This window comes from Citrobacter sp. wls757 (assembly GCF_005280935.1).
Lineage (GTDB): Bacteria > Pseudomonadota > Gammaproteobacteria > Enterobacterales > Enterobacteriaceae > Citrobacter > Citrobacter portucalensis.
Genome location: NZ_SZWU01000015.1, coordinates 432,379 through 439,736 on the forward strand (window position 1 = coordinate 432,379; position 7,358 = coordinate 439,736).

General features: G+C 53.7%; 6 protein-coding genes and 1 tRNA gene. 1 reads left to right on the forward strand and 6 read right to left on the reverse strand.

Translation table 11 applies throughout. From position 1 onward, the window contains the following. Positions 1–34: 34 nt before the first annotated feature. The 5 genes from lnt to miaB form a co-directional block, all read right to left on the reverse strand. Positions 35–1,573: an apolipoprotein N-acyltransferase gene (lnt, locus tag FDW94_RS03820; protein WP_071445754.1), complete on the reverse strand. Its 1,539-nt coding sequence runs from the start codon at positions 1,571–1,573 to the stop codon at positions 35–37. A 24-nt stretch (positions 1,574–1,597) separates the two neighbouring features. Continuing rightward, positions 1,598–2,476 carry a CNNM family magnesium/cobalt transport protein CorC gene (corC, locus tag FDW94_RS03825; RefSeq protein ID WP_003022770.1) on the reverse strand — a complete coding sequence of 293 codons (879 nt, stop codon included), beginning with the start codon at positions 2,474–2,476 and terminating at the stop codon, positions 1,598–1,600. A 158-nt stretch (positions 2,477–2,634) separates the two neighbouring features. After that, positions 2,635–3,108 (reverse strand): rRNA maturation RNase YbeY, encoded by a 474-nt coding sequence (ybeY, locus tag FDW94_RS03830; RefSeq protein ID WP_048214688.1) that lies wholly within the window; start codon positions 3,106–3,108, stop codon positions 2,635–2,637. Then, positions 3,105–4,151, reverse strand: a complete 1,047-nt coding sequence (locus tag FDW94_RS03835) for a PhoH family protein (RefSeq protein ID WP_003022776.1) — start codon at positions 4,149–4,151, stop codon at positions 3,105–3,107. The genes ybeY and FDW94_RS03835 overlap by 4 nt, the downstream gene beginning before the upstream one ends. Positions 4,152–4,357: 206 nt before the next feature. After that, a complete protein-coding gene (gene miaB / locus FDW94_RS03845) occupies positions 4,358–5,788 on the reverse strand; it encodes a tRNA (N6-isopentenyl adenosine(37)-C2)-methylthiotransferase MiaB (protein WP_003022779.1) in 1,431 nt (476 codons plus the stop codon). Between the two features lie 145 nt (positions 5,789–5,933). Here miaB and ubiF point away from each other — a divergent pair, with 145 nt between their 5' ends. Further along, positions 5,934–7,109 (forward strand): 3-demethoxyubiquinol 3-hydroxylase, encoded by a 1,176-nt coding sequence (ubiF, locus tag FDW94_RS03850; RefSeq protein WP_048235884.1) that lies wholly within the window; start codon positions 5,934–5,936, stop codon positions 7,107–7,109. Positions 7,110–7,213: 104 nt separating this feature from the next. Here the strand turns inward: ubiF and FDW94_RS03855 are convergent. Beyond that, positions 7,214–7,288 (reverse strand) — tRNA-Gln (locus tag FDW94_RS03855). Between the last annotated feature and the right edge of the window lie 70 nt (positions 7,289–7,358).

Here is a 7,358-nt window from a genome sequence, read left to right on the forward strand (position 1 = left end):
GCCTTATCCGGCCTGCATTTGATGGGGCGCTGTTTTACTTACGACGTTGGCGCAGACTCATTACCACTGCGCCAAAGCCAAACAGCGCGGTTAGCAGCCAGAGCGGCCAGTTTCCGGTACGGGCATAAGGGGTTAAGCCCGTCGTTGGCGTCACGCTGGTGGTCAGCACCTGACGGGTAAACTGCGGGATCATCGCCTGAACTTCGCCCTGTGGACCAATCACCGCCGTAATACCGTTGTTGGTGCTACGCAGCAGAGGTCGCGCCAGCTCCAGGGAACGCATACGCGCCATCTGGAAGTGCTGCCACGGGCCAATAGATTTACCAAACCATGCATCGTTAGAGATAGTCAGCAGGTAGTCCGTATCCGGGCGGAAGTTATCCCGTACCTGTTCGCCAAGAATGATTTCGTAGCAGATGGCAGCGGTCAGCTTAAAGCCGTGTGCATGCAACTGTGGCTGTACATAAGGACCGCGGCTGAACGAAGACATTGGCAGATCAAAGAATGGCGCTAGCGGGCGCAGGATAGATTCCAGCGGGACAAATTCGCCAAACGGTACCAGATGGTTTTTGTTGTAGCGGTTGCTGGAGTCGTAGCTGTATGGGCTGTCTTTACCCAGTGTGATGATGGTGTTGTAGGTGTCGTAACGATTCTGCTTGTTCAGACGCGCGTCTACAATACCGGTAATCAGCGTGCTGTTTTTCGATTTCAGCAGGTCATCCATCATGCTCAGAAAACGCTGCTGGTTAATTTCCAGGTCCGGAATAGCGGATTCTGGCCAGATGATGAGCTGTGATTTGCCCATCTCAGGCTGGGTGGCGTCGAGATAAATCTTCAGGGTGTTGAGTAACTGGCCTTCATCCCATTTGAGCGACTGCGGGATGTCACCCTGCACCATCGAGACCTGGGTGGTTTTTTCCGGCTCCAGCGTGTACCACTGAATATAACGTAGCGGGAAGGGTAGAGCGAAAAGCACCACGGCGGCAGCCAGCGGCTTCCAGTTACGCGTTACCAGTGCAAGTGCCAGCAGGCCGCTAACCATCATCAGCAGGAAGTTTATCGCCTCAACGCCCATTACCGGCGCCAGCCCTTTTAACGGACCGTCGATCTGGCTGTAGCCGAATTGCAACCACGGAAAACCGGTCAGTACCCAGCCGCGTAGAAATTCAGTGATTTGCCAGACTACCGGCGCGGCAATCGCTACACGTATCCAGGTAGTTTTCGGCCACAGACGCGCCAAAACGCCGGCAAACAGGCCAGTGTAGAGGGAAAGGTAAGCAGCAAGCAGAACCACGAGGAAGACGTTAACGGGGCCCGGCATACCGCCAAACTGCGCGATACTGACGTAAACCCAGTTGATGCCTGAGCCAAACAGTCCCAGTCCCCAGAAATAGCCGATAGCGGCAGACTGGAGCGGACGGCGGTTGAAGGTGAGAGCCTGCAGGCCCATCAGCGAAACAATCGCAGCGGGCCAGATGTCATACGGTGAGAAAGCCAGTGTCCCGCAGGCACCGAATAATAACGCCAGCAGCAGGCGAATGCGCTGGCGTTCAATTAAAGGGGCAAATGCCATGTAGTCTTAGATCCAGTTTCGGGTTTATTCGTCCAGTTTGGGCTGGGGTGAGTCGTCCGGAATTCTGACATGAACCTGAATAATACGACGGCTGTCGGCCATTGCCACTTTGAACTGGTAACCATCAATGTCGATGGTCTCTCCACGCGCGGGCAGATGACCGAAGGCCTGCATGACCAACCCGCCAATGGTATCCACTTCTTCATCGCTGAAATGCGTGCCGAAAGCTTCGTTGAAGTCTTCAATTGGCGCCAGCGCGCGAATAGTCCAGGTGTGGCGACTGAGCTGACGGAAATCAATATCGTCTTCTTCGTCGTACTCATCTTCAATTTCACCGACAATCAGTTCAAGGATGTCCTCAATGGTCACCAGACCTGAGACACCGCCAAACTCGTCGATGACGATAGCCATATGATAACGCTGGGAGCGGAACTCTTTCAGCATGCGGTCAACCCGCTTGCTTTCAGGGACGACAACCGCCTGGCGTAACACTTTCTCCATGCTGAAGGCTTCGGCATCGCTACGCATAAACGGCAGCAGATCTTTGGCCATCAGAATCCCTTCAATGTGATCCTTGTCTTCGCTAATTACCGGGAAACGCGAGTGGGCAGACTCGATAATGACATCGAGGCATTCGTCCAGAGTTTGGTTGCGTTTCAGGGTAATCATCTGGGAGCGAGGGATCATGATGTCGCGAACGCGTTGGTCCGCAATATCCATTACCCCTTCGAGCATATCGCGCGTATCTTCATCGATAAGGTCGTTTTGCCCGGAATCACGGATCAGCTCCAACAGTTCGTCGCGGTTTTTCGGTTCACCGTGGAAAAGTTGGCTCAGTAACAGGGAAAAAAATCCCTTTTTGCTGTTTAAGGTGTCACTACTGTGTGAATTGTCGTCGCTCATGGCGTCGTATGGGTTCTCATGTTAGTTAATACAAAGCGCGTCATGCGTTTACTCAGATGTTGACGGCATGTTTTGCCTGATGGCGCTACGCTTATCAGGCCTACGAAAGGCATGAATGTAGGCCGGATTAGGCGCAAGCGCCGCCATCCGGCAAGCTACTATTCTGCAATCTTCTCGGCAATGTACGGATCCTCATAGCCCAGAGCAAGCATAATCTCTGTTTCGAGGGATTCCATCTCTTCCGCTTCATCGTCTTCAATATGGTCGTAGCCGAGTAAATGCAGGCTACCGTGCACCACCATGTGCGCCCAGTGGGCCTCAAGCGGTTTGCCTTGCTCCTGCGCTTCTTTCTCAACCACCTGACGGCAGATGATCAAATCGCCCAGCAGCGGCATCTCAATGCCCGGCGGAGCCTCAAACGGGAAAGAGAGCACGTTGGTGGATTTATCTTTCCCGCGATAGGTCAGGTTCAGGTCGTGGCTTTCCGCGTCATCGACCAGACGAATCGTCACTTCAGACTCTTCCTGAAACTGCGGGATCACCGCATCCAGCCAGCCCTGAAACTGACTTTCTGTTGGCAGACCGGATTCGTCTTCACATGCCAGCTGTAAATCGAGGATAACCTGACTCATTTTTGTTCCTGCTCCTGAGCTTCGCGCTTGCGTTCTGCAGCCTGCTCGGCTTTGCGTTTCTGTTCTGCTTCTTCCCAGGCTTCATACGCCGTGACGATACGGGCAACCACCGGGTGGCGCACCACGTCTTCGCTATGGAAGAAATTAAAACTAATTTCGTCGACTTCAGCCAACACTTCAATGGCATGACGCAGACCGGATTTGGTGCTACGCGGCAGGTCAATCTGGGTGATATCGCCAGTGATGACCGCTTTGGAGTTAAAGCCGATACGGGTCAGGAACATTTTCATCTGTTCGATGGTGGTGTTCTGGCTTTCATCAAGAATGATGAACGCATCGTTCAACGTACGACCGCGCATATAGGCCAGTGGCGCAACTTCAATGACGTTACGCTCAATCAGCTTTTCAACCTTTTCAAAGCCGAGCATTTCGAAAAGCGCGTCATACAGCGGTCGTAAATACGGATCGACTTTCTGGCTGAGATCTCCTGGCAGGAATCCCAGTTTTTCGCCCGCTTCCACTGCCGGACGGGTCAGCAGAATGCGACGGATCTCCTGACGCTCAAGCGCATCAACCGCAGCGGCAACCGCGAGATACGTTTTACCCGTACCCGCAGGGCCAACGCCAAATGTGATGTCGTGGTCGAGGATATTCGCAATGTACTGTGCCTGGTTCGGCGTGCGCGGCTTAATTACTCCACGCTTGGTTTTGATGTTCACCGCTTTGCCAAATTCAGGCACGCTGTCTGCGCTTTGCTCAAGCACTCGCGCTTCTTTGATCGCCAGATGAATTTGTTCAGGCTCGATGTCCTGCGTCTGACCGCGCATTGGGGCGGTATCGACGTACAGGCTACGTAAAATATCTGCCGCAGCGGTGACGCAAATTGGACGACCGGTCAGTTTAAAGTGGTTATCACGGCGGTTAATTTCGATGCCGAGGCGACGTTCCAGCTGTTTGATGTTGTCATCAAATGGGCCGCAAAGGCTCAACAGGCGGGCGTTGTCTGCGGGTTCAAGGGTGATTTCGCGAGTGTCTATGTTCAAACTGTTCCTCTTATGCATGTCTCGCCGGACGCTGAACATTTACCGGCATCTAAGGAAATTATTCACGCCATGGGGGAAAGGCGCAAGCATTGCAGCAAATATGGGGATGATAGGGCAGATTACAAGACCCGCCGGGACAGCGAGCCCAGGATTGTAGGCCCGATAAGTGTAGCGGTATCGGGCCTTTTTTACGTTTTTCAGCAGGATTAAGGCTGATAAATACCGACGCCCAGATCGTTTTCTTTGCGGGTACGCGCAATGACCGATTCAGGGGATTCTGCGATACGCAGACCCATTTCGTCCTCGGTACGCACCACTTTACCGCGCAGGGAGTTAGTCCAGACATCGGTAATTTCTACGTCCACGAACTTACCGACCATATCCGGGGTGCCTTCAAAGTTCACCACACGGTTATTTTCGGTACGGCCTGACAGTTCCATAATGCTCTTCCGCGATGTGCCTTCAACCAGAATGCGCTGGGTCGTGCCGACCATACGGCGGCTCCAGGCCATAGCTTGCTGGTTGATACGCTCCTGTAGAATGTACAGACGCTGTTTCTTCTCTTCTTCCGGTACGTCGTCAACCATATCGGCGGCAGGGGTGCCAGGACGCGCAGAGAAAATAAAGCTGTAGCTCATGTCAAAATTGACGTCAGCAATCAGCTTCATGGTCTGCTCGAAATCCTGCGTGGTTTCACCCGGGAAGCCAACGATGAAGTCGGAGCTAATCTGGATATCCGGACGCGCTGCGCGCAGTTTGCGGATGATCGCTTTGTATTCCAGCGCGGTATGAGTACGCCCCATCAGGTTCAGTACGCGGTCTGAACCGCTCTGTACCGGCAGATGCAGGAAGCTCACCAGCTCTGGCGTATCGCGATAAACTTCAACGATATCATCGGTGAATTCGATCGGATGGCTGGTGGTGAAGCGGATACGATCAATGCCGTCGATCGCGGCCACCAGACGTAACAGATCGGCAAAAGATCCGATCGTGCCGTCGTAGTTCTCACCACGCCAGGCGTTCACGTTTTGCCCCAGCAGGTTCACTTCACGCACGCCTTGGGCTGCAAGCTGGGCGATTTCAAACAGAATATCATCCGCCGGACGGCTGACTTCCTCACCGCGGGTGTAGGGCACCACGCAGTAAGTACAATATTTATTACAACCTTCCATGATGGACACAAACGCGCTTGGACCTTCAGCACGCGGTTCCGGCAGGCGGTCGAACTTTTCGATCTCCGGGAAACTGATATCAACCACCGGGCTACGGGTCGTGCTTCCACGCACTTTGTTGATCATTTCCGGCAGGCGGTGCAGAGTTTGCGGCCCAAAAATAATATCGACGTAATGCGCGCGCTGGCGAATATGATCGCCTTCCTGAGATGCAACACAGCCACCGACCCCAATGATGAGCTTGGGATTTTTCTCTTTTAACAGTTTCCAGCGGCCCAGTTGATGGAACACTTTTTCCTGAGCCTTCTCACGGATTGAGCAGGTATTCAGCAGCAGCACATCCGCTTCTTCCGCCACGTCAGTCAATTGATACCCATGAGTGGCATCCAGCAGATCGGCCATCTTCGATGAATCGTATTCGTTCATCTGACAGCCCCAGGTTTTAATATGGAGTTTTTTGGTCATCGACTTGCTCTTGCGAAATTGTGGCTGAAATGCAGGGCGCATAGTGTACTGCTTTGGCGCGGTTGTGACCAGTATGACGGATGTCAGCCTCAAGGGGTAAAAAATCCTGTAAACTTACACAATACATGTAACTGGATAATTGACCATGACAAATCAACCAACGGAAATTGCCATTGTCGGCGGGGGGATGGTCGGCGGCGCGCTGGCGCTTGGACTGGCGCAGCATGGATTTACGGTAACGGTTATTGAGCATGCCGTTCCCGCGCCGTTTGTGGCTGACGGACAGCCTGATGTCAGAATTTCTGCCATAAGTTCCGCATCGGTGTCGTTGCTAAAAGGGCTGGGCGTCTGGGATACGGTGCAGGGGATGCGCAGCCATCCTTATCGTCGACTGGAAACGTGGGAGTGGGAAAATGCCCATGTGATGTTTGATGCCGCCGAGCTTAAGCTGCCTCTGTTGGGCTATATGGTGGAAAACACGGTCCTGCAACAGGCGCTCTGGCAGGCGCTGGAAGCTCACCCCAAAGTCACGCTGCGCGTACCGACGTCCCTGATTTCTTTGCATCAACATAACGATCGACATGAGCTTGAGCTGGCAGGCGGCGAAACCATCAGCGCGAAGCTGGTCATCGGCGCCGATGGTGCCAACTCTCAGGTGCGAAAAATGGCCGGGATTGGTATCCATGCCTGGCAGTACGCGCAGTCCTGTATGTTGATAACCGTGCAATGCGAAAATTCACCGGGAGACAGCACCTGGCAGCAATTTACGCCTGACGGCCCGCGCGCGTTTTTACCGCTGTTTGATAACTGGGCCTCGTTGGTGTGGTACGACTCACCGGCTCGCATCCGCCAATTGCAAGCGCTGAATATGCCGCAATTGCAGACGGAGATTGCTAAACATTTTCCATCGCGACTCGGTAAGGTGATGCCAGTGGCTGCGGGGGCGTTCCCGCTTACGCGTCGTCATGCGCTGCAATATGTGCAACCGGGGCTGGCGCTGGTAGGTGATGCCGCGCATACCATTCATCCGCTGGCGGGGCAGGGCGTTAATCTGGGCTTTCGTGATGTCGATGCGTTGATTGATGTGCTGGTGAACGCGCGCAGCTACGGTGAATCCTGGGCCAGTCAGCCGGTGCTCAAGCGCTATCAGAATCGCCGTATGACTGACAATTTCATCATGCAAAGCGGTATGGATCTGTTCTATGCCGGATTCAGCAATAACCTGCAGCCGCTGCGCATCATGCGTAATCTCGGGCTCATGGCCGCAGAGCGCGCTGGCGTACTGAAACGTCAGGCACTGAAGTATGCGTTAGGGTTGTAATTCAGGCAGGCCTACGGGGAAAATACGTAGGCCTGATAAGCGGAGCGCCATCAGGCGATAAATGCAGAAAAGCAAAAAGCTCGCCGAAGCGAGCTTTTTTAATATGGCTGGGGTACGAGGATTCGAACCTCGGAATGCTGGTATCAGAAACCAGAGCCTTACCGCTTGGCGATACCCCAACGGGTGCACCCACAGAGTGGACGACTTTTTGAAATTGGCTGGGGTACGAGGATTCGAACCTCGGAATGC